Here is a 25,762-nt window from a genome sequence, read left to right as displayed (position 1 = left end):
GATGCGGGGTCAGGCCGCGTCCTTCTCGGAGCCGGCACTGTCGGCATCATCAGCACTGCCGTCGCCGGCTGCACGGTCGTCGGAGCCGGTGGTCGTGGTCGTGTCATCGACGCCGGCATCGCTGGTTTCGGTCGCCTTGCCACCGCCGGCGACCGCGACTCCCGGCCGGCCCGCCCGCTTCACGTCGAGTCGGGTGACCGTCGCGTCCTCGGTGAGTTCGTCCTCATTGCTGCCACCGGCGATTTCGGTGATCGCGCTGACCCGGCTCGGTTTCTTCGCGGTCCGGCTGGTCCGGAGTTTCGGTACCGGTGCGGCATCCTGTTCGGAGTCGGACGCTTCGGGCTCCGCCCGCTGGGGCGCGGTCAAGGCGGCCGCCGTCGTGGTCGGGTCGGGTTCGGCAGCGCGCTGTGGGGCGGCCGGGCTGCGTTGCGGGCGCAGCGCGTCCACGACATCGCGGATCACCGCCCCGGTGAACTTGATCGGTGCCTGCACCAGCGTGCTCACCCCGTTGCGGATCGCGGTGGCGATCTTGGCGATATCCCCGGTGCGGAACGCCTGCGCCACGTTGTAGACCGCGGTCTGCGGGGCCACCACCAGGTCCCGGACGTTGACGAACAACTTGGTGGGTAGCGTGGCCGGACCGACGTCCACCCCGGCCCAGCTCTTCAGGGTCCAGCCCTCCTCGGAGCTGCCCTCGATCACCACTACGTCGGTGTTGTCCAGTCGGTGGCGCAACAGCAGGCCGAGGTCGGGATTGTCCACGTTCATCATCGTCCAGAACATGATGGTGGCACCGTGCGAGAAGACCACCGGGTTCTGTGCACCGCTGTCCTCGATCACCTTGAGCGCCCCGTCCACCCGGGCATCGAACGCATTGCCGTTCCCGCCGCCCAGCATCGGCACCGACCGGGCGCCCAGCATCCAGAGCGCCGGGGTCAGGCCATACCCGAGCCTGCCCAGCCCGGAGTTTTCCGAGGAACCCTCGAAGATGCCGGCGTTGATCTCCCGGAACCCGGGCAGCGCGATCGGAGTCAGGCCGGTCAGCGCGGCGAACGGCTGCGCAGTCTGGCTGGTGCGCAGCATGTTCGAGGTATAGATCGCGTCGTAGGCGGTGCCGTTGTTTGCCAACGCGGCCGCCACGGCTTGCGACTGCGCGAGTCCCGATGCGGTGATAGCCGGTCCGGGCACCGAGGTGTCGATTCGGCCGGACGCGTTGCCCTCGGACTCGCCGTGCCGCACGAACGTCACCGTCAGTGCTGCCGCCGGTATGGCGGCCGCCACCCACAACAGCGCCGCCGTCACCACCGTGAGCAGGAGTTTCAAAGATGAACGGGGTGAGCCCAGACTCATCGGCTCACAGTAGCGAGCTAGGCGGGATCGCAGATCAGGATCGGGATTTTACGATCGGTGTAGGACCGGTAGTTGACGAAGTCGGGGTACATCGCGTCCAGCTTGGGCCAGTACTCGTCGCGTTCGGCATCGGTCGCCTCGCGGGCCACCAGCTCCAGCCGTTCCTTCTTGGTCTGAAAGGAGATCCTCGGATCGGCCTTGATGTTCAGGTACCACATCGGGTTGGTGGCCCGGCCGCCCTGCGACGCCACCAGCACGATCCGCCGGCCCTCCTGCAGGAACAGCAGCGGGCTGTCGCGGGGCTCACCGGACTTCCGGCCGGTCGTGGTCAGGATGCCGACCTCGGCGCCGCGCAGGAACTTGTTGGCGAGCTTGCCGCCCGACTTCTTGAAGATCCACGTCTGGGCGCGCGACATCCACTTGATGATGGTGCCGGTGGACGAGGCATTGAGGCGCTCGACCTGCTTGGCGTTGAGCGGGCGGGGTGTCTCGGACATGCGGTGACCCTATCGGCCGATGAACGGACTGAGCTTGGCGTTGATGTGACGGATCGTCGGCTGTGCGTCACCGGCCGGAATGAGGAACGTCTCGTCGACGTGTGAGCACACCCGCCGGCCGAGCAGTCGCGGTCTGGTCAGCACGTCGAACTGCGCCCGGATGGTGTCCCCGTCGACGGTGAACACCGGCGGCGTGGTCCGCTCGATCAGCTTGAACTGCGGACCGTTGTTCAGGCTGCGCCGCAGGTGATCTCCGGAACGTCCGGTCTTCAGGCCCATCTCGATCCGGATGCAGTCCGGGGCGAACGGCACCTCATCGGCCCGATGGGTCGACAGCGCGTCGATATAGGACTGTGCTGCGGCGATGCGCTCGGGATCGGCGAGGGGCACGCGGATCAGATCCGTTCGATGATGGTGCCGGTGCTCAGGGCGCCGCCGGCGCACATGGTGATCAGCGCGGTGCTCTTACCGGTGCGCTCCAGTTCGTGCAGCGCGGTGGTGATCAGCCGGGCTCCGGTGGATCCGACGGGGTGTCCGAGCGCGATCGCGCCGCCGTTGACGTTCACCTTGTCCAGGTCGGCGCCGTGCACCTGGGCCCAGGACAGCACCACCGACGCGAAGGCCTCGTTGATCTCCACCAGGTCGATATCGCCCATCTTCATACCGGCCTTCTCCAGCACCCGCGCCGTCGACTGCACCGGCCCGTCGAGGTGGTAGTAGGTCTCGGCGCCGACGTTGGCCTGCGCGACGATGCGGGCGCGCGGCTTGAAGCCCAGAGCCTTCGCCTTGTCCTCGTCCATCCACAGCACGGCGGCCGCACCGTCGGAGATCTGCGAGGACGTGCCGGCGGTGTGAATCCCGCCGTCGAGCACCGGCTTCAACGAGGCCAGGCCCTCGGCCGTGGTGTCGCGCAGCCCCTGATCACGGGTCACCGGGGCGAACTCGGCGGTCGGCTGCTTGTTCTCGTCGAGCACCGGGGCCGAGATGGCCGAGATCTCCCGGTCGAACCGGCCCTCGGCCCAGGCCTGCTTGGCCTTGGTCTGCGAGGCCAAGCCCAGGGCGTCCACGTCGGCGCGGGTGATGCCGCGGCGCTGGGCGATCCGCTCGGCGGCCTCGAACTGGTTGGGCATGTCGATATCCCACGAGGCTGCCCGTGATCCGCCGCCGTTCTGGCCCAGACCCACCCGGCTCATGGCCTCGACACCGCAGGCGATGCCGATGTCGATGGCGCCGGTGGCGATCAACCCGGCGATCAGATGGTTGGCCTGCTGAGCGCTACCGCACTGGCAGTCGACGCTGGTGGCGCCGACATGTTCGGGCAGACCGGCGACCAGCCAGGACTGCCGGGTGACGTTGTTGGCCTGTTCGCCGTACTGCGTGACGCAGCCGCCGATGACCTGCTCGACGTCACCGGCGGGGATGCCCGCCTTCTCGACGAGAGCCTTCTGCACGGCGCCCAGGAGTTCGGTCGCGTGCAGTCCGGACAGCCATCCGTTGCGCTTGCCGATGGGGCTGCGGGTGGCTTCGACGATGACAGGATTACCCATGACGTCAGGCTAGAACACGTTTCATTACTCTGACAAGCGACGATGCCACCGTGCCTTTTATCTGCGGTGGAGGCATGTTTCAATGGTCGCAAGTGGCACTAGAAGGAATTGTTGTCGCCCGACCCGTGCCCCGACTTTCGCAAGGAGATCCTGCATGGCCAGCCCGAACCTCCCTGAAGGCTTCGATCCACTCGACGCGACCCTGAACCTCGAACGCCTACCGGTCGAGGAGCTCGCCGAGCTGCGCAAGACCGCGCCCGTGCACTGGGTGGATGTGCCCGGTGGCACCGGCGGGTTCGGCGACCCGGGGTACTGGATCGTCACCCGGCATGCCGACGTCAAGGAGGTCTCCAAGAACAGCGAGATCTTCGGCAGCTCGCCCGACGGCGCCATCCCGGTGTGGCCGCAGGAGATGACGCGTGACGCCATCGACCTGCAGAAGGCCGTCCTGCTCAACATGGACGCCCCACAGCACACCCGGCTGCGCAAGATCATCTCCCGTGGCTTCACCCCGCGGGCCGTCGGCCGCATCGAGGACGAACTGCGGGCCCGCGCCCGCAAGATCGCCGAGACCGCCCTGGCCGAGGGGGCCGGCGATTTCGTCGAGCAGGTGGCCAGCGAGCTGCCGCTGCAGGCCATTGCCGATCTGCTCGGCGTGCCCCAGGAAGACCGGGACAAGCTGTTCCGGTGGTCCAACGAGATGACCGCCGGCGAGGATCCCGAGTACGCCGACATCGATCCGGCCATGTCCTCGTTCGAACTGATCACCTACGCCATGAAGATGGCCGAGGAACGGTCCAAGAACCCGACCGAGGACATCGTCACCAAGCTCATCGAGGCCGACATCGATGGCGAGAAGCTCTCCGATGACGAGTTCGGCTTCTTCGTCATCATGCTGGCGGTGGCCGGAAACGAGACCACCCGCAACTCGACCACCCACGGCATGATCGCGTTCGCGCAGAACCCCGACCAGTGGGAGCTGTACAAGAAGGAACGCCCCGGTACTGCCGCCGACGAGATCGTCCGTTGGGCCACCCCGGTTTCGGCGTTCCAGCGCACCGCACTCGAGGACACCGAACTCGGTGGCGTGAAGATCAAGAAGGGCGAGCGGGTCGTGCTGTCCTACCGCTCGGCCAACTTCGACGAAGAGGTCTTCGAGGACCCGCACACCTTCAACATCCTGCGCGACCCGAACCCGCACGTCGGCTTCGGTGGCACCGGTGCGCACTACTGCATCGGCGCCAACCTGGCCCGGATGACCATCAACCTGATCTTCAACGCGATCGCCGACGTGATGCCCGATCTCAAGCCGATCGGCACCCCGGAGCGGTTGAAGTCCGGCTGGCTCAACGGAATCAAGCACTGGCAGGTCGACTACACCGGTGCATCGGCCAACTAGACCAGCGACACAGAACACTTAGGAGCAGAACGGGTGGACTTCTCGCCGAACCCGGAGCAGCAGGCTGTCGCCGACGTGGTGACATCGGTGCTGGAACGGGAGAACAGTTGGGATGCACTGGTTTCCGGAGGTGTGGCCGCACTCGCCGTGCCGGATCGGCTCGGCGGTGACGGACTGGGGCTGGCCGAGGTGGCGACGGCGCTGACCGAGATCGGGCGGCACGGCACCGTCGGTCCGGCGCTGGCCACCCTCGGCCTGGGCCTGGTCCCGCTGCTGGATCTCGCCACCGAGGCGCAGCAGGACCGCTACCTGGCCGGTGTCGGCGGGGGTGCGGTCCTCAGCGCGGCGCTGAACGAGCCGGGCGCGCAACTCCCGGACCGGCCGTCGACCACCCTGCGCGCGGGCAAGCTCAGCGGCACCAAGATCGGTGTGCCCTATGCGGAGACGGCACAGTGGCTGGTGGTCACCGCCGCCGACGCGGTCGTCGTGGTCTCCCCGCAGGCGTCGGGCGTGACCCTGACCAAGACGCCGACGGCCAATGGATCCGACGAGTACGTGGTCGTCTTCGACGATGTCGAGGTCACCGCCGACGACGTCCTGCAGGGTGCAACCGTCACCCGGGTGAACGAGCTCGTGCTGGCTGCCACCGGTGCGTTCGCCGCCGGTCTGGTCGCCGGTGCACTGCGGCTGACCGCCGATTACGTCGCCACCCGCGAGCAGTTCGGCCGGCCGCTGTCCACGTTCCAGACGGTGGCCGCGCAGCTGTCCGAGGTGTACATCGCGTCGCGGACCATCTCGCTGGTCGCGACCTCGGTGGTGTGGCGGCTGTCCGAAGGACTCGACGCCACAGACGATCTGGCCATCCTGGGTTACTGGCTCACCACGCAGGCCCCGCCTGCCATGCGGTTGTGCCACCACCTGCACGGCGGTATGGGCATGGACATCACCTACCCCATGGACCGCTACTTCTCCTCGATCAAGGACCTGAACCGGCTGCTGGGCGGTCCCGCGTATCGTCTCGACCTGGTGGGAGCGTAAATGTTCATCGACCTGACCGCGGAGCAGCGCAAGCTGCAATCCGAACTGCGGGAATACTTCTCGACGCTGGTGACTCCCGAGGAAGCCGCGGCGATGGAGTCCGACCGGCACAACGAGGCCTACCGCACGGTGATCAAGCGGATGGGCAGTGACGGCAAGCTCGGCGTCGGTTGGCCCAAGGAGTACGGCGGCCTGGGCTTCGGCCCGGTCGAGCAGCAGATCTTCATCAACGAGGCCAACCGTGCGGACATCCCGCTGCCGATGGTGACCCTGCAGACCGTCGGACCGACGCTGCAGGCCCTCGGCACCGAAGCGCAGAAGAAGAAGTTCCTGCCCGGGATCCTGGCCGGCGAAGTGCATTTCGCGATCGGCTACTCCGAACCCGAAGCCGGCACCGACCTGGCCTCGCTGCGCACCACCGCCGTCAAGCATGGCGATGAATACATCGTCAACGGCCAGAAGATGTGGACCACCGGTGCCCATGACGCCGACTACATCTGGTTGGCGTGTCGCACCGATCCGGAAGCCGCCAAGCACAAGGGCATCTCGATCCTGATCGTGGACACCAAGGATCCCGGCTACTCGTGGACGCCGATCATCCTGTCCGACGGTGCACACCACACCAACGCCTCGTACTACAACGACGTGCGGGTGCCCGCCGACATGCTGGTCGGCGAGGAGAACGGCGGCTGGAAGCTGATCACCACCCAGCTCAACCATGAGCGGGTGGGGCTGGGCCCGGCCGGACGTATCGCGGGCATCTACGACCAGGTGCACGAGTGGGCGGCCCAGCCCGGCTCGGACGGCGTCACGCCCCTGGAGCAGGAGGGCGCCCGCCGTCTGCTCGGTCAGATCAAGGCGATCTGGCGGGTCAACGAGCTGCTGAACTGGCAGGTCGCCGCCTCCGGCGAGACCATCGCCGTCGCCGATGCCGCCGCGACCAAAGTCTTCTCCACCGAACGGATTCAGGAAGTGGGCCGGCTCGCCGAGGAGGTCGTCGGCCGGTACGGAAACCCCGCGGATCCGCATACCGCCCGGCTGCTGGACTGGCTGGACAAGATGACCAAGCGCAATCTGGTCATCACCTTCGGTGGCGGCGTCAACGAGGTGATGCGCGAGATGATCGCGGCGTCCGGCCTGAAGGTGCCGAGGGTTCCGCGATGACGCAATCGAACGATCTTCAGCAGGGCATCGACGCGATCCTCGCGTCGGGTGCCGGCGAGCCGACCATCGCCCGGGATCCGGTGAACCAGCCGATGATTCACCACTGGACCGATGCGATCGGTGACAAGAACCCGATTTACGTCGACGACGAAGCAGCCCGGTCCGCGGGCCATCCGGGCATCGTCGCGCCGCCCGCCATGATCCAGGTCTGGACCATGATGGGCTTGGGGCGCAAGCGATCCGAGGATGATCCGCTGGCGCGCGCCATGAAGTTGTTCGACGACGCCGGATACGTCGGGGTGGTCGCCACCAACTGCGATCAGACCTATCACCGCTACCTGCGGCCGGGTGAGCAGGTCGCCATGAGTGCCGAGATCGTCAGCATCATCGGGCCCAAGCAGACCGCGCTGGGCGAGGGCTACTTCATCAACCAGAAGATCCGCTGGCACGTCGGTGATGAAGAAGTCGCCGAAATGGACTGGCGGATCATGAAGTTCCTGCCGGCGGCGAACCAGGTCGGCGCGCAGGCCGGCGAAGAGGTCGCGATCCCGGAGGACCTCGATCCGGACAAGCTGATGAGGCCGTCGTCCTCTCGGGACACCAAGTTCTTCTGGGACGGCATCAACGCCCACGAACTGCGTATCCAGCGCCGCCCCGACGGATCCCTGCAGCATCCGCCGGTGCCGGCGGTGTGGGCGGGTAAGGACGACCCGGTCGACTACGTGGTGGCCTCCGGCAACGGCACGGTGTTCAGCTTCGTGGTGCACCACGCGCCCAAGGTGCCCGGGCGCTCGCTGCCGTTCGTGATCGCGCTCGTCGAACTCGAGGAGGGCGTCCGCATGCTCGGCGAGCTGCGCGGTGTCGATCCCGCCGACGTGAAGATCGGAATGTCGGTGCGCGCAACCTATCTCGATTTCGGAGACAGTGATGTCAGCCCCGCATGGAGCCTGTACGCATGGGAGCCCGCCAAGTGAGCGTGACCGTGGGCACCAAGCTGCCCGAACTGCAGATCTACGGCGACCCCACGTTCATCGTGTCCACCGCCATCGCGACCCGCGATTACCAGGACGTGCATCACGACCGGGACAAGGCGCAGGCGAAGGGTTCCAAGGACATCTTCGTCAACATCCTGACCGACACGGGTCTGGTCGGGCGTTACGTGACCGACTGGGCCGGGCCGAACGCGATCGTCAGGTCGATCAAGCTGCGCCTCGGTGTGCCGTGGTACGCCTATGACACCATCACCTTCACCGGTGAGGTGACCGAGGTCGACGGGGACCTGATCACGCTGAAAGTGGTGGGCAACAACAGTCTTGGCGCCCATGTCATCGCCACATCGACCCTCACGCTGGGAGGCGGAAAGTGAGCCTGTCGGGTAAAGCGGCGATCGCCGGTATCGGTGCAACCGACTTCTCCAAGAACTCCGGCCGCAGCGAGTTACGGCTGGCCGCCGAGGCAGTGCTCGACGCGCTCGACGATGCGGGCCTGTCGCCGTCGGACGTGGACGGACTGGTGACCTTCACCATGGACTCGAACCTGGAGACCGCCGTCGCCCGGTCCACCGGGATCGGTGACCTGAAGTTCTTCAGCCAGATCGGTTACGGCGGCGGGGCCGCGGCGGCCACCGTCCAGCAGGCCGCCCTGGCGGTGGCGACCGGCGTCGCGGATGTCGTCGTCGCCTACCGAGCGTTCAATGAGCGCTCGGAGTTCCGTTTCGGGCAGGTGATGACCGGGCTCACCGTCAACGCCGACTCGCGCGGTGTGGAGTACAGCTGGTCCTACCCGCACGGGCTGAGCACCCCGGCTGCGTCGGTGGCGATGATCGCTCAGCGCTACATGCACGAGTACGGCGCCACCAGCGCCGATTTCGGTGCGGTCTCGGTCGCCGATCGCAAACACGCCGCGAACAACCCGAAGGCGCATTTCTACGGTAAGCCGATCACCATCGAGGATCACCAGAACTCCCGGTTCATCGCCGAACCGCTGCGACTGCTGGACTGCTGCCAGGAAACCGACGGCGGGGTGGCCATCGTCGTCACCACCCCCGAGCGGGCCAAGGATCTCAAGCACCGGCCGGCGATCATCGAGGCCGCGGCTCAGGGCGCCGGCGCCGACCAGTTCACCATGTACTCGTACTACCGCGAAGAGCTGGGCCTGCCCGAGATGGGCCTGGTCGGCCGCCAGCTCTGGCAGCAGAGTGGGCTGTCGCCGGCCGACATCCAGACCGCGATCCTGTACGACCACTTCACCCCGTACACCCTGATCCAGCTGGAGGAGCTCGGTTTCTGCGGAAAGGGCGAGGCCAAGGACTTCATCGCCGGCGGCGCGATCGAGATCGGCGGGCGGCTACCGATCAACACCCATGGCGGACAGCTCGGTGAGGCCTACATCCACGGCATGAACGGGATCGCCGAGGGAGTGCGCCAGCTGCGCGGGACCTCGGTCAACCAGGTCGAGGGCGTCGAGCATGTGCTGGTCACAGCGGGTACCGGGGTGCCCACCTCGGGTCTGATCCTGGGCTGATTTTAGTGTGCCTCCCCAGGTCGGGGGCACGGTAATCTCGTCGCTATGGGGATCCAGCCTGACGTGAGCCCATACGGGGGGCAAACGGTCACCGGTCCGGGTTGGCCGAATGTCGACGAGAACGCACTGGCCGCGGCGGCCGCGCAGTACGAGGCGATGGCCGCCAAGATCAACGGCACGGTGGTGCCGGCGCAACAGGGCCAGCTGACGAGACTGACCGGCGAGTGGGAGGGTGGCGGTTCGCTGGCTGCCGCCGGTGAGGCCGGCACCATAATCGGCGGCCATGAGGCCAACGGTGCCCAAGCCGCCGCCATCGCCGCCAAGTTGCGCACCATGGAGGCCGCGGTCATCCAGACCAAGATGACGGCCAACATCGTGGCCCAGGAAACTCAGGCCGAATGCATGGCGCTGCAGGCGATGCCGGTCAGCAACACCCAGGCGCTGGTACAGAGCCGGATCATGATGGGCCTGTCACAGAACGCCGCCACCGTCTCGGCCAACGCCGGCACGATGGCCAATGCCATCGGCGCCCCGCCGCAGCTGCCCACCGGGGGTGTCCCGCCGGTAGGTCCGCAGCAGCTGGCCGGACAGGACCCGTCGCAGGCGATGCAGATGCTCGGGCAACTCGCCGGGTTGGTCGGCCAGATCCCGCAGATGTTGGGGCAGGCGATGGGCCAGGTGACCCAGGCACCCCAACAGCTCATGCAGACCCTCGGCCAGCCGCTGCAACAACTCACCTCGATGTTCGGCCAGGGCGGTGGAGGTTCCGCGGGGCTGGGTGCGCTCTCACCGTTCTCCGCGTTCTCCAATCACCCGCTCGCCGGTGGATCCGGCGCCGGTGCCGGCGCGGGCATGATGCGTGCGGCCGGCCTGCCCGGCGGTGGCGGCGGTTCGGCTCAGTCGCCGCTGTTGGCCGGTCTGGTCGGCAATACCCTGCCGGTGTCGGTGGCCCCGGCGCCCGGTGCCGGTGCAGGCAGCGGCGCGATCGGCGGGATGGCGCCGGTGGCCGCCGGTGGCGCCATGGGGGGCATGGGCGCGCCGATGATGGGACAGCGGGGGAGCAGCGGGGGCACCGCCTCCGGCCTGGCGCTGCCCGAATCCCTCGAATACGACCTGGCCGAAGACGACGTCGACGAGGACTGGTGAACGCTGATGACGAGCCCACTGCGTAAACCCGAGGGAATCACCTGGAGCGCCGCATCGGTGGAGTTGCCGCCCATGCCGGTGATCCCGCCGGGCGCGGATGCCATGAGCATGACCATCGCGGCCGTGCTGCCGACGCTGGAAGCATCGATGACGGCCAGCGTGACTTCCCTTGCGGCCAAGGAGAACACCTTCTCCGGCAAGGTCGGCGCCGCTCAGACCGCGTACAACGCGGAGGACGCCGCCGGCGGGCAGTCGGTGGGCCAGATGGGGCAGATGCTGGGGCAGCTCGGCCAGCTCGCACAGGTGCCGCAACAGGCGGCGAGCAGCCTAGGCGGTGGTGGCGGAGGCGGCCAGGGCGGCGGCTTCGGTCAGCTCATGCAACAAGCGATGCAGGGCGCCCAAGGTGCGGTGCAGAAGGCGACCCAGGCCGCGCAGCAGGGGCAGACAAGCGGACCGCCGCCGGGTGCCCACGGAGTGCCGACGCCCGAGCAGCGGGAGGACCAGCAGGACGAGCGCGACGCTCGGCAGGACGCGCGGGAGAACGAGCAGAACCAGCGGCAGGAGCAACAAGATCGCCGCGAGGCGGTACTGGGCGCCCGTGAAGTGGCGGCGGCGGGCCCGGCGGCCGTCGGACCGGATGCCGGTTCCGCCCCTACTATCCCGACGGAGCCTGAGAATCCGCTCGACCGAGCGGATATCGCTCGCCGGCTGTAGCTCAGCTCGGGTCGAGTATCGCGGTGGTATCGGCGCCGTCGACGACCGCACGGGCGATGTCGACGAGGCGCACCCTTGTGCTCCTGGCATGCGCACGAAGCAGGTGGAATGCCCGGTCCGTGTCGATGCCGCCGCGCTCAGCAAGCATGCCTTTGGCCTGTTCGATCACGGTCCTGGTGTTCAACGCAGTCTGCAGCTGTTGGTTGACCATGTCGGCCTGCGTCGCGATGCGCCGGTGCATGATGCCCAGGGTCGCGATGTCGGCGAGCGCTTGGCCGATCGCCGCGTCGTCGGCCGAGAGCCTGCCGGTGTCGAATCGGAGCAGGTTCAGGGCGCCCACACGGTCGGCACGCATCCGCATCGGCAATGCATGCACCGATTGGAATCCGTATTCCAGTGCACGCCTGGCGAACTCCGGCCAGCGCTGGATGTCGACGGTGAGGTCATCCACGATCACGGCCTCCCCGGTGTGATAGGCCCGCACGCATGGACCTCGCTCGTGTTCGGTCTGGAACAGTTCCAATAGATGAGCTTGTTCGCTGTTGGATGCCAACACCTGAAAACGACCGTCGAGATCAGCAACGAGGATGCCGGCAGCGTCGACGGGCAGCAGTGTCATGGCGCTCTCGACCAGTTGCTGGGCCAATTCGACGACGTCGAAATCGGTTGCCAGCGTGTCCGCCAATCGGGTGAATACGTGGCCGAGCAGATTGTGACTATCCATATGGTCCCCCCGAGCCAGGGCTGACGACTTTGCCCTTCCAGTCAACAGTCCGAGCCAGCCGTCCCCCAGGATACCCCGGCCCGTGCTCCTTGGCGTGGTTGCGCAGAGTGCCGAATACGGCTCGCAGGCCAGCGGTTTCACCGTCCTTCATGGATGATGGCGGCAGAGTCGCATGCCGGGGATCCGGGAAGGCCGTCGGCCGGGGTGACACGAGTCGCTGTCGATTAGCTGCGGACAGAACCGGGCGCCGTCGGTCCTTGCGTTCGCCACAACTGCAAATTGGCGTACAGAATGCTTGCCTTAGCTGATGCCGATGAATTAACGTGTGTGACACCTAGCTTCCCTAGACCCTGGTAGCGGCGGGTTTTGTACAAGAGCTGACCAGCTCAGCGCAGGATGGCAAGGAAGTGCAGGAAAGTGTAGGGCGACGCTCGATAGTTTGCTACAATCGTCAGATTGCGTCGCTATGCATGACGGGGGATTTGGGTCCGGTGTTGCCGGTCCCATAATGAGGGTTTGAACAGCGACCGGGTCAAGTGCGCCGTTGCTGGCGCACTTCACATCGAGCGCGTTCATTGTCGGGGGTACAGTATGAAGGCTTTCGGATCGGTAGCGCCGCCGGCGTACCTGAGTGAGAAGTCGTCCACCACAACAACACCGGCTGCGACGATGCCATTGGCCGATGGCATTCGCGACCGTCATGGTCCGCCATTGCTGTACGCGTCCGCCGCGGCCGTGCCGTCGGTGGCCGTCGCCGTTGCAGGGGAGCAACTGTGCGGCGTGCGAATTCTGATCGTGGACGATTGCATCCTGTATCGGGACACGTTGATCAACGCGCTCGCCGCGCACGGAGTGCTGATCGCCGGGGTCGCCTCGGACGTGCACTCGGTGGTCGCCGCCGTGCAGAGCAACACCGTCGAGATGATCCTGTTGAATCTCTCCACTCGACACAGTCGAGCTCTGCTGCGTGCTGCGATGCAAGCCAACCCACAGGTCCGAGTTGTCGTGCTCGGAGTGTCGGACGACGACGAATCTGAGGTCATCGCTTGCGCCGAGGCGGGTGTCGTGGGCTACCACACCCGTACCGAGTCGATCGAGTCTCTGCTGATGTTGATGGCCAAAGTAGCTGCGGGGGAAGCATTGTGCTCGCCGCGGGTCTCAGCCATTCTGCTCCGACGTTTGTCGATGCTGGCGCAGAACTACCAACCGGCGACCAACGAACTAGTCCTCACTGCCCGGGAGGCCCAGATCCTCGAGATGCTCAGATTGGGTCTCTCGAATCGGGACATCGCCACCCAGTTGTGCATCGCCGTACATACGGTGAAGAACCATGTACACAGCGTTCTGACAAAGCTTGGCGTCAGCACTCGGGCTGAGGCGGCCGCGCTGTCTCGTAGCCTGCGGTACGGTCTCTCGGACTCGTAGAGCTAGGCCGGGACTAGACCAGAATTCGCTCTACTGGTCCATATGCCTGAAGGGTCCGGGGCCCGATAGTTGAGGCATGATATCCGGACAGGCCGAGGTAGCTGTAAACCGTTACCGGCAAAGCGATTTCAGTGACCGAGAGCTTGTTCAGGTGGACCCCTGATGTGCGGCATCATCGCGTGCCGGACGGCGGAGTCGGCAGCCGACTACCTGCGCATCGGGTTGCGCAGGCTGGAGTACCGCGGATACGACTCCGTAGGAGTCGCCATCCAGACGGCTACCGGCGACATAGCTCGGGTGCGCACCATCGAGCGGATCGACACCCTCGACCGCCTGCTCGCGGACTGGAGCGGACCGGCGTTCGCCGGTGCCGGCCTCGGCCACACCCGATGGGCTACCCATGGTTCGGTGACGGAATCCAACGCCCATCCTCACAATGACTGTGAAGACCGGATCAGCTTGGTGCACAACGGCATCATCGACAACGCCGACACACTGCGGGCATCTCTGACCATCGCAGGGCACAGCTTCGACTCGGATGTCGACAGCGAGGTGCTCTGTCATCTGATCGAGGACCGGCTCCAATTGTGTGGGGATCTTTTCGAGGCCGTCCGGTTGGCGCTCGTCGAAGTCGAAGGGTCTTGGGGTCTGGCGGTTCTGGAACGGGGCACCGGGCGGATCGTCGTCGCGGCCAATCGTTGCCCGCTCCTCGTCGCGCATACACCCGACGGCGCGTTCGCGACCAGTGATATTGCTGCCATTGCGGATTGGGTGGATGAGTTCCGTGTCCTGGAGGACGGTGACATCGTCGATCTGGTGAGTCCGCCCCGTTGGAGCCGGCAGGAAGGCATCGGTGCATCGCTGCCCCCGGTGCACCGATGCGCCTGGCGGAGCACAGATGCCGAGTTGAACGGCTATGCCGACCACATGGCCAAGGAGATCGACGAACAGGCCGAACTGGTCAGTGGCGCACTGGATTCGTACGGAAGCCGCATTGCCGACGGGTCGCTGTGGGCCGAATATGGAATGGAACCGTTCGAACGCCTACACGTGGTCGGCTGTGGCACATCACTGAACGCCGGCAGGGTGATTGCCAATCTGGTACGCCGACTCGGCGGCATTCCGGTGCGGTGCAGCACGGCCAGCGAGGTCGCCGACGAGATCGCCGAGCCCGGCACCCTGTCCCTGGCCATCAGCCAATCCGGGGAGACGACGGATGTGTTGCGCGCTCTGGAGACGCCCGCGGTCTGCGAGACACCCATGCTCGCCTTGACCAACAGCGCACACTCCGCGCTGGCCCGCCGGGCCGATGCGGTGATGCTGTGCGGGGCGGGACCCGAGATCGGTGTGGCAGCGACGAAGACGTTCATCTGTCAGATCGTGGCCGGCACGGCGCTGATGATCTCGGCGTTGGTCGGGATGGGCCGGTTGACCCGCGCTGCCGCGGTCGACCTGGTCGACGATCTGCGGTACCTCCCGGACCGACTCGGTCATGCAGGGGTCAAGGCGAAGTGTGTGGTGCCGCGTATCGCGGAGGAGATATCAAGCGCGAGCGGGATGATCTTCATCGCCAGAGGCAACGGAATCCCCTATGCGGCTGAGGGTGCGCTCAAGGTCAAGGAACTCACCTACTGCTGGGCTGAACACCACTCGGCCGGCGAACTCAAGCATGGGCCGCTCGCACTGATCGGGGTGGGCACGGTGGTAATCGTCGTCGACAACGATGATCCCCGCCTGCGTGCCAATATCGCCGAGGTGCAGTCCAGAGGCGGTCGCATCGTCAGTATCGGCCGATACGCGGACAGCACAGTGCAAGTCGCCAGCATACCGAGCGCGCCGTGGGGCCCCATCGAATCCACTGTCCCACTGCAGATACTGGCCAGATCCATGGCTATGTCACTCGGCCGGGACGTCGACAAGCCACGCAATCTCGCCAAGTCGGTCACGGTCGAGTAACCGAACGAATCCTGGACAGGGAACAAGCATGTTGCAGTCAAGTCCTACACTCACCCCCGTTGCACGTCCGGACACGTCTTCGGACCGGCCGAAAACGGGTCCTGCACCTGTGTCGCGCATCCCGCTGCTATTGCCCAATCAGGTTTTCGAGCGGGTCCGGTGGCAGCGCCAGTACGAATCGAAGCTTCGATGCACAGACTTCCTCGTGGTCTGCCTGGCTGTTGGGCTAGCCCAATATGTGCGATTCGGCCCCACGTTCTCGCCCCTCGGCTACCCGGACTTGTTCGTGACAGCCTTCTCGGTACTCTTTGCAGCCGGCTGGTTGACCGCGCTGTCCGCACTGCATACGCGTTCGCCGCGGGTGGTCGGTGTGGGAGTCGAGGAGTACCGCCGTGTGGTCGCCGCATCGTTGTGGGTGTTCGGGGCCATCGCGATCGCCACCCTCCTGCTGAAGTTCGACATCGCTCGGGGTTATCTCGCCGTTGCGTTGCCGCTGGGCGTGATCGGTCTTGTCGCCACCAGGTCCATGTGGCGGGTCTACGCAGCGCGGCAGCAAGCAGCCGGACGTTACAAGACTGCGGTACTGGTTATCGGGGACCTCGAGGCCGTGCGGCATCTGGCATGTGAGCTGACCCGGGGCGCGACCAACGGCCTTCACGTCGTGGGCGTGGCGATCCCGGGCTACGGACCGGACCGCGGCGAACACCTCATCGTCAATGAACGGATGGTGCCGATCGTCGGTGGTGAATCGGATGCGGTTGACGCGATTCGGACCTGCCGGGCCGACACCGTGGCAATCGCCGGTACCGAACTGTTCGGTGTCTCGGGGATACGGAAGCTGCTCTGGGACCTGGAGCCGATGGGTGTCGATCTGGTGGTGTCCACGGGGGTGATGGATGTCGCGTTGTCACGCCTGGTGATGCGGCCGATCGGCGGAGTGCCCCTGCTGCACATCGAGAAGCCCCAGTACCAGCGGACCAAGACGTTCCAGAAGCAGGCCTTCGACGTCTGTTTCGCACTGGTTGTGCTCGTCATCATCCTGCCGCTGCTACTGGTGGCGGCAATCGCGATCAAGGTGAGCAGCAGGGGCCCGGTCTTCTATGCATCTGAACGGATCGGGATCGAAGGCAAGCCCTTCCTGATGCTGAAGCTCCGAACCATGGTCGAGAATGCCGATCAACAGCGCAGTTCCCTCCAGGCCGCGAACGAGGGCAGTGGACCGCTTTTCAAGATCCGCGACGATCCGCGGGTGACCCGGGTCGGAAAGGTATTGCGGCGGTTCAGTATCGATGAGCTGCCGCAGTTCATCAACGTGCTCAGACGGGAGATGAGCGTCGTCGGGCCACGTCCACCGCTGCGCAGCGAGGTGGAGGAGTACGACTGTGAGGTGCTGCGTCGGCTGTTGGTCAAACCGGGTGTCACCGGACTGTGGCAGATCAGCGGTCGGTCCGATCTGTCCTGGAGTCAGGCAGTACGACTGGATCTGTCCTACGTCGACAACTGGTCGATGATCGGCGACATCTTGATCATTGCAAGGACTGTGGGTGCAGTACTGCAACGCGACGGGGCGTACTAGACCATGCGCGGAATAATTCTCGCAGGCGGGACGGGATCGCGGCTGCATCCGATCACCATGGGCACAAGTAAGCATCTGCTGGCGGTCTACGACAAGCCGATGATCTACTACCCCCTCTCCACCCTGATCCTGGCCGGCATCACCGACATCCTGGTGATCACCAAACCGGAGGATATCGATGCCTCCACCCGATTGCTCGGTGACGGTTCCCGGTTCGGTATCAGTATCGAGTACGCGGCGCAGCCCAGGCCGGAGGGCATCGCGCAGGCGTTTGAGGTCGGCAGTGCTTTCATCGGTACGGACCGTGTGGCTCTCGCATTGGGTGACAACATTTTTCACGGCCCGAAGCTCGGCACGAGCCTGAGCCGGTTCAAGGATATCGACGGTGGAGGCGTCTTCGCCTACCGGGTCGCCGACCCGACTGCATACGGTGTGATCGAGTTCGACGCCCAGTTTCGCGCCGTGTCGCTCGAGGAGAAGCCAAAGGTGCCCCGATCGGAGTTCGCGGTCCCCGGCCTCTATTTCTATGACAACGATGTGATCGAGATCGCGGCTGCGCTGCAGCCGTCGGATCGCGGTGAGTACGAGATCACCGACGTGAATCGCGCATATCTCGAGCAGGGCGGGCTGTCGGTCGAGGAGTTGCCACGCGGTACGGCCTGGTTGGACACCGGCACATTCGACTCCATGTTGGATGCGAGCAGCTACGTCCGCACCATCGAGCAGCGGCAAGGGCTCAAGGTGGGAGTGCCGGAGGAGGCCGCCTGGCGGCGCGGGCTCCTCGACGATGACGCGCTGCGGGAGCGTGCCGAGCTTCTCTACAAGTCCGGGTATGGAACCTATTTGCTACGCCTGCTTGATGGTTGGGGAGGTCCGACGTGAGAATGGTGGTGCTGGGCACCGGGTACTTGGGTGCCACACACGCGGCGTGCATGGCCGAACTCGGACATGAGGTTCTCGGCGTGGATATCGATCCGGCCAAGCTCGCGAAGCTGGAGGCGGGCGAGGTGCCGTTCTTCGAACCAGGACTCCGAGAGGTGCTGCGCCGTCACACGGAAAGCGGCCGTTTGCGATTCTCATCCTCGTACCAAGAGGCGGTCGACTTTGCCGATGTCTTCTTCGTCGCTGTCGCGACGCCACAGAAGAAGGGTGACTACGGAGCCGATCTGTGCTTCGTTGATGCCGTAATGGCTTCTTTGGCAGTGCTTTTGGACAAACCCGCCGTGATCATCGGAAAGTCGACGGTTCCGGTGGGAACCGCGGAGCGGCTCGCTGCACGGGTGCGGGCCCTGGCACCCGCGGGCGAGGCAGTGGAGTTGGCGTGGAATCCGGAATTTCTGCGGGAAGGCTTCGCAGTTCAGGACACGTTGCATCCCGACCGCCTTGTCCTGGGTATCGGAAGGCCCGGTTCCGGCCGTGCGGAACAGGTCGTGCGCGAGATCTACTCCGATCTTCTCGGCGATGGCGTTCCCTTCATCGTGACGGACCTCGCGACCGCCGAGTTGGTGAAGGTATCTGCGAACGCCTTCCTTGCCACCAAGATCTCTTTCATCAATGCCATCGCTGAGGTCTGCGAGGCAGTGGACGCCGACGTCACGGTCCTTGCCGACGCGATCGGGTACGACGGCCGGATCGGTCGGCGGTTCCTCGACGCCGGCCTCGGCTTTGGTGGTGGATGCCTGCCGAAGGACATTCGGGCTTTCATGGCTCGGGCGGGGGAACTGGGCGCCAATCAGGCGCTTACCTTCCTGCGTGAAGTGGACAGCATCAATATGCGCCGACGGACCCGGGTTGTCGACATCGCCCGTGAGATATGTGGCGGCAGCTTCATCGGGACCAGGGTTGCTGCGCTCGGAGCCGCGTTCAAACCGAATTCGGACGATGTGCGGGATTCCCCGGCGTTGAACGTGGCCGGTCAGATCCAGCTACAGGGTGCATGCGTCAACGTGTTCGACCCGCAGGCGATGGACAACTCCCGGGCGTTGTTCCCGACGCTGAATTACGCGACGTCTGCATTCGAAGCATGTGAAGGCGCCGACGTGGTTCTGATCCTGACAGAATGGGCCGAGTTTCGGTCCATCAACCCAGTGGCGCTGAGGGATACCGTGCGCTCCGGGGTGGTCATCGACGCACGCAACTGTCTCGACCCTGCGGAATGGCGTGCGGCTGGGTGGCTGTACCGGGCTCTCGGCAGACCGGTATCACCACATGACCTGAGCGCATCGTCGGCGGCGACATGACGCACGCCGAACGGGTCGCAATCGGGTCGCTGGACGATCCGCCGCCAGGAAGCCAACTGCTGGTCGCCTCGACCGGCGGACATCTGGCCCAACTCGTCAAGTGGTCGCATGTGATCGGTGCTGAACCCGACTCCCTGTGGATCACCTTCAAGTCACCCCAGAGCGACTCGCTTCTCCACCACTGCCGGGTCATGTACGTGCCCTACGTCGCTCCGCGTGACATCCGCGGAGCGATGAACGCCCTCGCCCGCATGATGGGCGAGATCGACTGGAAGGCCGAAGGATTCTCGGCAGCGGTGACGACCGGGGCTGCCGTCGGGTTGGCCGGCCTCGTCGCCGCTCGTTCACATCACGTACCGTCGTACTACTTCGAGAGTGTTTCGCGCGTAAACGGACCGTCACTCACCGGCAAGCTGGCCAGTATCGATCCTGGCATCCATACCTACTGTCAGTACGAGCATTGGGCGGGGCGCCGCTGGAAGTACCGACGGTCACTGTTCGACCGGTACGAAATGGTGCCGAAGGCTCAGGTGGAGAATCCGCGCCTGTTCGTGACCCTCGGGACCATCTATCCATACCGTTTCGACGCTCTCGTCGACGCGATCCTCCACACTGGCCTGGCGGACAGCCGAACGGTATGGCAGCTCGGGACAACTACGCGACAAGGGCTCCCTGGTGAGGCGGTATCGCAAATGGGCGCCGCCGAGTTCGAAGACTGTGCCCGCGCGGCCGACGTGGTCGTCACGCACGCCGGCGTCGGAACGATCATGCATCTGCTCGAAATGGGAATACTCCCGATCGTGGTTCCGCGGCGGGCCAAGCGGAACGAGCACATCGACGACCATCAGGCCCAGATCGCCTCATTACTCGACACCCGTGGGATATCGATCGTCACCGAAGCGGATCAGTTGCAGCAGAGCACGATCACAGCCGCATCGAGACGATCGGTGCGTATCGACCAGAGGCATACACACCACGGTGATCGCGCACGCTCAGATGACATCACCGACGTGTATCCGCCAAGTAAGAGAACGGAGATCTCATGACCTGCCGACTGTGCGGCTCTCACCGCCTCCTGAGTGTGCTCGACCTCGGTGCGACGCCACCGTGCGAGACATTCTTGGCTGCTGACGACCTGGACTCACCGGAGCCCACTTTCCCACTGCATCTCCGGTTGTGCGAGGACTGTCTGCTACTGCAGATTCCGGCTCTCATCACCCCGGAAGACACCTTCAGCGAGTATGCCTATTTCTCCTCGTACTCCGACAGCTGGGTCCAGCACGCGAAACGGTATGTCGATGAGGCTGTTGCACGAATAGGGCTTGGTCCTGACTCCTTCGTCACCGAAGTTGCCAGCAACGACGGGTACCTGCTCCAGCACGTCATGGCAGCCGGCATACCGTGCCTGGGAATAGAGCCCTCCGTCAATGTCGGTGCGGCTGCGCGTGATATCGGCGTCCCGACGCTGACCGCGTTCCTGGATGAGGAGCTCGCGTCACGTGTGCGGGCGGAGCGTGGACCGGCAGATCTTGTCATCGCCAACAACGTCTATGCGCACATTCCTGATCTCCTCGGATTCACCAAGGCGCTTCGCGGCCTGCTGGCTGACGACGGTTGGCTGAGCATTGAAGTGCACCACGCCTTGAATCTGGTGACGCTGGGCCAGTTCGACACCATCTACCACGAGCATTTCCAGTACTACACCGTACTTTCAGCGATGCGCGCACTCGCGACGGCCGGCCTCACTGTCGTGGATGTGGAGATGATCACGACGCACGGTGGGTCGATACGGCTTTGGGCACAACCCGAGGGCGCCGCCGGACCACCGAGCCAACGGGTGGCTGAAGTGCTTCGGCTCGAGGAAGAGGCCGGACTACACGCGGCCGACGGTTATCTCGCGCTGAGGCCGCGAGCAGAAGCGGTTCGCCATCAGTTGCTGCAGTTTCTCCTCGACTGCCATGCCGACGGCAAGCTGGTGGTCGGATACGGCGCACCGGGTAAGGGAAACACGCTGCTCAACTACTGCGGCATCCGACCGGACCTGCTCGCCTATACGGTCGACCGCAATCCGTACAAACACGGCCGATTCACCCCGGGAACTCGAATCCCGATCCATGATCCGGCGCAGATCGCCAAAGACCGGCCCGATGTCGTGTTGGCGTTGCCCTGGAATCTGGAAACAGAGTTGACGGAGCAACTTTCGTACATTCGCGAGTGGGACGGCCAGCTGGTCTTTCCGCTGCCGACACTGCACAGCTCAGCAATCTTCAAGCCTGTTACAAGAGGAGTATCAGCATGAAAGTCGTCCTGTTCTGCGGTGGATATGGCATGCGCATGCGTAACGGGCCAGAAGACGCCATACCGAAGCCGATGCAGATGGTCGGTCCACGTCCGCTCATCTGGCACGTCATGCGCTACTACGCGCACTTCGGTCACAAGGAATTCGTGTTGTGTCTCGGCTACGGCGCCGACCACATCAAGAACTACTTCCTGACGTATCAGGAAGCGGCGTCCAATGATTTCATCATGAGCGGCGGGAACATTCAGTTGGTGCGGTCGGATATCAGCGACTGGACGATCTCGTTCGTCGACACCGGTCTTGAGTCGGCAATCGGTGAGCGCCTGCGCCGGGTGCGGGACCACCTCGATGGTGATGAGTACTTCCTGGCCAATTATGCCGATGTCCTGACAGATGCGCCCCTTGACCACATGATCGACGAGTTCCATCGATCCGGTGCTGTCGCGTCGATGATGGTCGTCCCACCCCAGTCGTCGTTCCACTGTGTCGAGGTGTCCGAGACAGGTGAGGTCAAGGACATCGTTGCTGTGTCGGAGATGACCATCTGGGAGAACGGGGGATTCTTCGTACTCTCCCAGGGCATCTTCGACCTGTTGCCTCCCGGGGGGGATCTCGTCGCGGATGTGTGCGGTACGTTGGCCGGGCGGGGCGAGTTGTTCGGTTATCGGTATCACGGCTTCTGGAAACCTGCCGACACGTTCAAAGAGCGAGCCGAGCTCGAAGCGAGATATCACGACGGCGACCGGCCATGGATGCTGTGGGAGCGGCCGATCAGCCTCGCGGCCGGCGCCTGATGATCGATCTGTTCACCGGTGCGCTCGAAGAGATAGCCGTGGTCGGCGCACATTGTGACGATATCGCGATCGGCATGGGCGGCACACTGCTCACGATCGCCACCGCACATCCGGGGCTTCGAGTGAGCGGACTCGTGCTCTCAGGTGGCGGCACCGAACGTGAATCAGAAGAGATCGCGGCGTTGGCGGCATTCTGTCCGGGGGCCGACGTCGATCTGACGGTTCTGGACGTTCCAGATGGAAGAGCACCCGCACACTGGGAACAGATCAAGGTCCATCTCAACAGGTTTCGCAGAGCGTGCACACCGCAGGTGGTGTTCGGTCCGCACCGCCGCGACGAACATCAAGACCACCGGTTGGTGGCGGAACTGTTACCGACCGAGTTTCGTGACCACCTCGTGCTCGGCTATGAGATCCTCAAATGGGAGGCGGATACCCCCCGCCCGGCACTTTTTCATACCCTCACGAGCCAGGTGGCCGAGGAGAAAGCGCGCCTGCTGCGCAAGCACTATCCGTCCCAGGCAGGCCACGATTGGTTCGATGAGCAAGCGTTCCTCGGCCTGTCGAGGCTGCGGGGAGTCCAATGCCGGACCCAGCATGCGGAGGGGTTCATTCTGGAGAAGGCGACCATCACGTTCGGTCCTGGCGACATTCGTGCGCAGACCGGATGAGTAAGCAGAAGTAAAGGGGCGGTGGGCGATGAGAGTACTTGTCACCGGACATCAAGGATATCTGGGGACCGTCATGGTGCCGATCCTGCAGCGTGCCGGCCATGACGTAACCGGCCTGGACTCCGGGTTCTTTGCCGACTGTGTCCTTGGTCCGGTTCCCGTGGATCCACCGGGGATACGGGTAGACCTGCGGGACGTGACGGTCGACCAATTGGCCGGCTTTGATGCAGTCGTTCACCTGGCGGCATTGTCCAACGACCCACTTGGTGCACTGGCACCCAGAATCACCTACGACATCAACCACCACGCGTCGGTCAGGCTGGCCCGGTTGGCCAAAGCCGCGGGTGTGCGCCGGTTCCTCTACGCGTCCACGTGCTCGGTATACGGATCTGCCGGCCACGACCTGGTCGACGAGAGCGCTCCGCTGCGGCCATTGACCCCATACGCGGAAAGCAAAGTGCGAGTTGAAGCCGACGTTGCGGCCATGGGGGATGAATCCTTTTGTCCCGTGTTCTTGCGTAATGCCACCGCTTTCGGGTTCTCGCCGAGACTGCGGGCCGATATCGTGCTCAACAACCTGGTCGGGCACGCGTTCCTCACCGGGAATGTTCGCGTGCTCTCGGATGGCACGCCGTGGCGGCCCCTTGTGCACGCCCGAGACATTGCCGCGGCATTCCTACTCGCGCTGGATGCACCGGCGGCGATGGTGCACTGCGCGGCGTACAACGTCGGCGCCGAGTCGAACAATCTGACCGTGGCGGATATCGCGCGGTCGGTTGTCGATGTGGTTCCGGGCGCGAAGTTGTTGATCACCGGTGAGACCGGAGCAGACCCGCGTTCCTACCGGGTGGACTTCTCGAAGCTCAGGGACGAGTTGGGTTTCGAGGCGAAGTGGTCGATTCCGGACGGTGCGGCAGAGCTCTATAAGGAGTACAGCGGCGCGGGGTTGACCGCCGAGGACTTTGCCAAGAAGTTCACTCGGCTGCCGCACCTCGAGATGCTGCGCGCGAGCAACATCCTTGATGAGTCCATGCGGCGAGTCACGAGAGCTGCGTGAGAAGTGTGGCCCAACTTCCCGCACGTGCGTCTCTGGACGAGATGCTCGTCACTGGCAGCGGCCAGTCAATGCCGAGATCCGGATCGTTGTACGCAACGGCGAGGTCTTCGGCGGGATTGTGGGGGCGATCGATTCGATAGCAGACGTCGGCCGTAGCGGTCAGCGCTTGGAAGCCATGAAGAAGCCCCGGGGGTACGTAGAGGTGTCGGAAATCCTTGTCATCCAGTCGAAATGCCTGACGATGACCGAAAGTGGGCGAATCCTTGCGGATATCGACCAGGACGTCGTGCACGGCACCGTGTGCGCAGCGCACCAACTTGGCCTCCCCGCGTCCGGAGCGTCCGTGCATGCCGCGAATGACACCCTGCGCCGAGCGGGACTGGGAGTCCTGGATGAAAGAAGCCGCGAGTCCCGGCCTGCCGAGATGGTCGTCGAAAATCTGAGCGTCGAACGTCCGGGTGAACAGTCCACGCTCGTCGTGGAACGGGTCCGGGACGAGGATCAGCACGTCCATGAGGCTGGTTTCTTCGATACGCACATGGAGATGCTGTCATGATTGCGTGCCGTGGATGCGGGAAAACGGATCTGATCCGGGTCCTTGATCTCGGAAAGACACCTGCGGCCGATCACTTCCCACGCGTGGCCGAACCTGTCTGTGCCGAGGAGATGTCGCATTCGTTGGCCATGGAGTTATGTCGGGCATGCGGTTTGGCGCAACTCGCCGACGACGACACGATTGCCGACGAACCCCGCGGGGTGGAACCGCAGGCGCTGAGGGATCAGGCCGGAGACGCGATCGAACGAGTGGCCGCTGCGGGCTGGCTGCGGGGTGATTCGGTGTTCGAGTTCGGCAGCCCGCACGGCGGTACCTGGATCCCGCTGCTCGCCGCGCGTGGGTACACGCCGGTGAAGTCGGCGCCGGATGTGGTGCTCGACTGCTTCGGCATCATGCACGAGAAGGACCAACGAGCGGCGTTCGACACACGCTCGCAGTTGATCCGGCCCGGCGGCGTGCTGCTGCTGCAGTACCACTCGCTGATGACGATTGTCCGGCAGGGGCAATGGAATGCGCTGCGGCACGGTCACTTCGCGTACTACTCGCTGACTGCGCTCATGCGACTCCTCGGCGAGGTGGGGCTACGGGTTGCCACGGCATGGGAGTTCGATCTGTACGGCGGGACGGTACTGCTGGCGGCGGTGCGAGAAAATGTCCACCACGATGACGTGGTGGATCGAATCCTCGCGACCGAGGAAGAATTCGGCATCACGGATCCGGAAGTCATCTCCGATCTTCAACGCCGGGCCGACCTGCACGTCGAGGAGTTGCGGAGTTGGCTCGAGTCGGAATCGTCCGGCGGCCGTTCCGTGTTCGGATATGGCGCCGCGTCACGCGCGGTGGCGTTGTTCAGTCGTGCGGGACTCGACGCCCGGTTGCTTGCGGCGGTCGCCGACGCATCGCCTGCCAAGCACCGCCGCAGGATGCCGGGCACCGACATTCCGATCATATCGCCGGCCGAACTCCTCGCCGCGAATCCGGATCGGGTGCTGCTGACGGTGCCCGACCTCCTGGCCGAGGTGGCCGCGCGCTATCCGGAACTCGACGGTAGGTGGCAGGTCGACGGGCAGTGACTTGTGTTTTGCC

The 25,762-nt window shown here is 64.7% G+C and carries 25 protein-coding genes; 19 read left to right on the top strand and 6 right to left on the bottom strand.

What is annotated here, in order from left to right:
* Positions 1 to 9: 9 nt before the first annotated feature.
* From K0O62_RS25770 to K0O62_RS25755, 4 genes are read right to left on the bottom strand one after another with little or no spacing between them, the layout of a single operon-like run.
* Positions 10 to 1,350, bottom strand: a complete 1,341-nt coding sequence (locus K0O62_RS25770; RefSeq protein ID WP_073856771.1) for a histidine phosphatase family protein — start codon at positions 1,348 to 1,350, stop codon at positions 10 to 12.
* A gap of 17 nt (positions 1,351 to 1,367) precedes the next feature.
* A complete protein-coding gene (locus K0O62_RS25765; RefSeq protein WP_073856770.1) occupies positions 1,368 to 1,847 on the bottom strand; it encodes a nitroreductase family deazaflavin-dependent oxidoreductase in 480 nt (159 codons plus the stop codon).
* 9 nt (positions 1,848 to 1,856) lie between these two features.
* A complete protein-coding gene (locus K0O62_RS25760) occupies positions 1,857 to 2,237 on the bottom strand; it encodes a DUF8021 domain-containing protein (RefSeq protein WP_073856769.1) in 381 nt (126 codons plus the stop codon).
* A gap of 5 nt (positions 2,238 to 2,242) precedes the next feature.
* The gene (locus K0O62_RS25755; RefSeq protein WP_073856768.1) at positions 2,243 to 3,394 is read right to left on the bottom strand and encodes a steroid 3-ketoacyl-CoA thiolase; all 1,152 of its coding nucleotides are present in this window, start codon (positions 3,392 to 3,394) and stop codon (positions 2,243 to 2,245) included.
* A 154-nt stretch (positions 3,395 to 3,548) separates the two neighbouring features.
* Here K0O62_RS25755 and K0O62_RS25750 point away from each other — a divergent pair, with 154 nt between their 5' ends.
* The 8 genes from K0O62_RS25750 to K0O62_RS25715 are packed head-to-tail and all read left to right on the top strand — an operon-like array spanning position 3,549 to position 11,378.
* Positions 3,549 to 4,793, top strand: a complete 1,245-nt coding sequence (locus K0O62_RS25750; RefSeq protein ID WP_073856767.1) for a cytochrome P450 — start codon at positions 3,549 to 3,551, stop codon at positions 4,791 to 4,793.
* Between the two features lie 33 nt (positions 4,794 to 4,826).
* On the top strand, positions 4,827 to 5,831 hold the full coding sequence (locus tag K0O62_RS25745; protein ID WP_073856766.1) for an acyl-CoA dehydrogenase family protein: 1,005 nt from the start codon (positions 4,827 to 4,829) through the stop codon (positions 5,829 to 5,831).
* Positions 5,832 to 6,995: an acyl-CoA dehydrogenase FadE29 gene (gene fadE29 / locus K0O62_RS25740; protein ID WP_073856765.1), complete on the top strand. Its 1,164-nt coding sequence runs from the start codon at positions 5,832 to 5,834 to the stop codon at positions 6,993 to 6,995.
* On the top strand, positions 6,992 to 7,969 hold the full coding sequence (locus K0O62_RS25735; RefSeq protein ID WP_073856764.1) for a bifunctional MaoC family dehydratase N-terminal/OB-fold nucleic acid binding domain-containing protein: 978 nt from the start codon (positions 6,992 to 6,994) through the stop codon (positions 7,967 to 7,969). The genes fadE29 and K0O62_RS25735 overlap by 4 nt, the downstream gene beginning before the upstream one ends.
* On the top strand, positions 7,951 to 8,361 hold the full coding sequence (locus K0O62_RS25730) for a MaoC family dehydratase (RefSeq protein WP_073856763.1): 411 nt from the start codon (positions 7,951 to 7,953) through the stop codon (positions 8,359 to 8,361). The genes K0O62_RS25735 and K0O62_RS25730 overlap by 19 nt, the downstream gene beginning before the upstream one ends.
* 2 nt (positions 8,362 to 8,363) lie before the next feature.
* On the top strand, positions 8,364 to 9,518 hold the full coding sequence (ltp2, locus tag K0O62_RS25725) for a 17-hydroxy-3-oxo-4-pregnene-20-carboxyl-CoA lyase (RefSeq protein ID WP_205870593.1): 1,155 nt from the start codon (positions 8,364 to 8,366) through the stop codon (positions 9,516 to 9,518).
* Between the two features lie 45 nt (positions 9,519 to 9,563).
* On the top strand, positions 9,564 to 10,664 hold the full coding sequence (locus K0O62_RS25720) for a hypothetical protein (RefSeq protein ID WP_073856761.1): 1,101 nt from the start codon (positions 9,564 to 9,566) through the stop codon (positions 10,662 to 10,664).
* A gap of 6 nt (positions 10,665 to 10,670) precedes the next feature.
* Entirely contained in the window at positions 10,671 to 11,378 is a 708-nt protein-coding gene (locus tag K0O62_RS25715) for a PE domain-containing protein (RefSeq protein ID WP_073856760.1), read from the top strand.
* 1 nt (position 11,379) lies between these two features.
* On the opposite strand, the gene K0O62_RS25710 is transcribed toward K0O62_RS25715, so the two are convergent.
* Entirely contained in the window at positions 11,380 to 12,063 is a 684-nt protein-coding gene (locus K0O62_RS25710; protein ID WP_234800125.1) for a GAF and ANTAR domain-containing protein, read from the bottom strand.
* Positions 12,064 to 12,693: 630 nt separating this feature from the next.
* On the opposite strand from K0O62_RS25710, the gene K0O62_RS25705 reads away from it, so the two are divergent.
* From K0O62_RS25705 to K0O62_RS25660, 10 genes are all read left to right on the top strand, one after another.
* Positions 12,694 to 13,527 carry a LuxR C-terminal-related transcriptional regulator gene (locus tag K0O62_RS25705; RefSeq protein WP_079244067.1) on the top strand — a complete coding sequence of 278 codons (834 nt, stop codon included), beginning with the start codon at positions 12,694 to 12,696 and terminating at the stop codon, positions 13,525 to 13,527.
* A 162-nt stretch (positions 13,528 to 13,689) separates the two neighbouring features.
* Positions 13,690 to 15,483: a glutamine--fructose-6-phosphate transaminase (isomerizing) gene (glmS, locus tag K0O62_RS25700; RefSeq protein WP_073856757.1), complete on the top strand. Its 1,794-nt coding sequence runs from the start codon at positions 13,690 to 13,692 to the stop codon at positions 15,481 to 15,483.
* Between the two features lie 28 nt (positions 15,484 to 15,511).
* Entirely contained in the window at positions 15,512 to 17,059 is a 1,548-nt protein-coding gene (locus K0O62_RS25695; protein WP_073856756.1) for a sugar transferase, read from the top strand.
* Between the two features lie 3 nt (positions 17,060 to 17,062).
* On the top strand, positions 17,063 to 17,941 hold the full coding sequence (gene rfbA / locus K0O62_RS25690) for a glucose-1-phosphate thymidylyltransferase RfbA (RefSeq protein WP_073856755.1): 879 nt from the start codon (positions 17,063 to 17,065) through the stop codon (positions 17,939 to 17,941).
* A complete protein-coding gene (locus tag K0O62_RS25685; protein ID WP_073856754.1) occupies positions 17,938 to 19,299 on the top strand; it encodes a UDP-glucose dehydrogenase family protein in 1,362 nt (453 codons plus the stop codon). The genes rfbA and K0O62_RS25685 overlap by 4 nt, the downstream gene beginning before the upstream one ends.
* Positions 19,296 to 20,345, top strand: coding sequence for a glycosyltransferase (locus K0O62_RS25680; RefSeq protein WP_079244068.1), 1,050 nt, complete (start codon positions 19,296 to 19,298; stop codon positions 20,343 to 20,345). The genes K0O62_RS25685 and K0O62_RS25680 overlap by 4 nt, the downstream gene beginning before the upstream one ends.
* Positions 20,342 to 21,598 (top strand): class I SAM-dependent methyltransferase, encoded by a 1,257-nt coding sequence (locus K0O62_RS25675; protein ID WP_073856753.1) that lies wholly within the window; start codon positions 20,342 to 20,344, stop codon positions 21,596 to 21,598. Before K0O62_RS25680 ends, K0O62_RS25675 begins: the two co-directional genes overlap by 4 nt.
* Positions 21,595 to 22,392 carry a glycosyltransferase family protein gene (locus K0O62_RS25670; protein ID WP_073856752.1) on the top strand — a complete coding sequence of 266 codons (798 nt, stop codon included), beginning with the start codon at positions 21,595 to 21,597 and terminating at the stop codon, positions 22,390 to 22,392. Before K0O62_RS25675 ends, K0O62_RS25670 begins: the two co-directional genes overlap by 4 nt.
* On the top strand, positions 22,392 to 23,063 hold the full coding sequence (locus tag K0O62_RS25665) for a PIG-L deacetylase family protein (RefSeq protein ID WP_073856935.1): 672 nt from the start codon (positions 22,392 to 22,394) through the stop codon (positions 23,061 to 23,063). Before K0O62_RS25670 ends, K0O62_RS25665 begins: the two co-directional genes overlap by 1 nt.
* A gap of 28 nt (positions 23,064 to 23,091) precedes the next feature.
* Positions 23,092 to 24,120, top strand: a complete 1,029-nt coding sequence (locus K0O62_RS25660; protein WP_073856751.1) for an NAD-dependent epimerase/dehydratase family protein — start codon at positions 23,092 to 23,094, stop codon at positions 24,118 to 24,120.
* Here the strand turns inward: K0O62_RS25660 and rfbC are convergent.
* The gene (gene rfbC / locus K0O62_RS25655; protein WP_073856750.1) at positions 24,104 to 24,658 is read right to left on the bottom strand and encodes a dTDP-4-dehydrorhamnose 3,5-epimerase; all 555 of its coding nucleotides are present in this window, start codon (positions 24,656 to 24,658) and stop codon (positions 24,104 to 24,106) included. The genes K0O62_RS25660 and rfbC overlap by 17 nt on opposite strands.
* Before the next feature lie 14 nt (positions 24,659 to 24,672).
* Between rfbC and K0O62_RS25650 the strand changes: the two genes are divergently transcribed.
* Positions 24,673 to 25,749, top strand: a complete 1,077-nt coding sequence (locus K0O62_RS25650) for a methyltransferase domain-containing protein (RefSeq protein WP_073856749.1) — start codon at positions 24,673 to 24,675, stop codon at positions 25,747 to 25,749.
* Positions 25,750 to 25,762: the final 13 nt, after the last annotated feature.

The organism is Mycolicibacterium diernhoferi, assembly GCF_019456655.1.
Classification (GTDB): Bacteria; Actinomycetota; Actinomycetes; order Mycobacteriales; family Mycobacteriaceae; genus Mycobacterium; species Mycobacterium diernhoferi.
This window is presented reverse-complemented; position numbering and strand designations above follow the sequence as displayed.